The organism is Protofrankia sp. Cj3 (genome assembly GCF_917627355.1).
Lineage (GTDB): Bacteria > Actinomycetota > Actinomycetes > Frankiales > Frankiaceae > Protofrankia.
The window spans coordinates 834-2281 of sequence record NZ_CAKJTR010000219.1 but is presented as its reverse complement, the minus strand read 5'-3'; the positions used below and the strand labels follow the sequence as shown (position 1 = coordinate 2281).

Here is a 1448-nt window from a genome sequence, read left to right as displayed (position 1 = left end):
AGCGCTACGACAGCCAACATCTCGGACGTGCCCGGATGTCCCACCGCAGGTAAATGACGATACGCCGAATGATCACGAGGACGGGCTCGGTGCCCTACCTTCTGGGCTTGTCCGGCCTGTCGGGCCGGCCACCGGTGCCGTCAGGCGTGTCGGGGGAGTGACCGGAGCCCCCGGCAGCGGCGGAGTATCCTGCCCGACATCACGGAATGCCACGGATTGCTCGCGTTACCGGGTATCCGGGCGAATCGATGGGCGGTGGGAACAGTGTCGAACGAGCCTGGCGTAGATCTTGCCGTGGTGATCAGGACGCTGCGTGCGCAGTTCACACAGGCGTTGGCCGATGGCGCCGCAGGTGACATTGATTTCGCGGTCGGTGAGATCAACCTTGAGTTTCAGGTGGCGGTGACGACCTCGGGTGAGGTCAAGACCGGTGCGAAGTTCTGGGTGCTGTCCGCGGATGCCGCGGCCACACGTGACGTCGGTTCGGTACACCGGCTGGCGGTGACGTTGACCCCGGGGCTGCGGATGCCCGACGGCACCGTGGAGTCACTGCACGTGGCGGACACCGTGCCGGAACAGCCAGTGGCGGACACCGTGGCCAAGCGGCCAGCCTAGCGCCGTACCGGGGCAGACAGGGGGTATCGGTGGGGCTTGACGCGGCACGGATCGTCGAGATCTACGCGGCCGGGAAAGTCGGCTCCGGGTATGCGGTGACAGACGGCTTGGTGCTGACCGCGGAGCATGTCGTAGCAGCCGGTGCGGGTTCCTGCGAGGTCCGCCCGCTCGGGTCGGCGCAGTGGTGGGACGCGGTGGTCATCTGGTCAGATGAGTCCTGTGATGGTGCGCTGCTGGCGGTCGCCGGCCAGCCGTGGGCGGCGGTGACGAGCAGCGTCGGATGGGGCCACCTCGACGAGCGACGCGTCGACGCCGAACCCGTGCAAGCAGTAGCGGTCGGGTTCCCCTGGGCGAAAGCCCGTCCCGACGGGGTACGCGGCAGCGAGTCGGCGCTGGGCTCGGTGACGTGGGAGCTCAAAAGCCGCCGGCTGGATTTCTCGGTGCAGTCCGCGTCGCCGCGGCTGCGTCAACCCTCCCCTGAGGGCGAGCCGAGATCGGCGTGGGCGGGGATGTCGGGCGGGCCGGTGTTCGCCGGCGGGCTGTTGGTCGGGGTGGTCACCGACGACGCGGTCCGTTTCAACGGCCGGCTGATCGTCAGCCCGGTCGCCGGGCTGACGACGGCCGGGCTGGACGCGCGGTTGGCGGAGCTGACGGGCGCTCAGCCGCCCCCGTTGGAAGACGTGGCCGGGCCGGTGCGCATCGCGGCCGGTGCCGGCCGGGCCGTCGAACTGGCCGGGCCGTACAAGCCGCTGCCGGACTGGTCCGCGCCGCAGGCCACGCCGGCCCGGCTGCTGCGCCCGGAGCACGGGGTCGTGCCGTTTATCGGCCGGGAT

2 protein-coding genes are annotated in these 1448 nt (G+C 70.2%); both read left to right on the top strand.

Annotated features, from left to right (window positions below; genetic code table 11):
• The first annotated feature begins 264 nt into the window (after positions 1-264).
• Positions 265-615 carry a trypco2 family protein gene (locus MJ783_RS20620; protein WP_239312875.1) on the top strand — a complete coding sequence of 117 codons (351 nt, stop codon included), beginning with the start codon at positions 265-267 and terminating at the stop codon, positions 613-615.
• Between the two features lie 29 nt (positions 616-644).
• Positions 645-1448, top strand: an 804-nt coding sequence (locus tag MJ783_RS20615) for a trypsin-like peptidase domain-containing protein (protein ID WP_239312873.1), incomplete at its 3' end; no start/stop codon positions are given.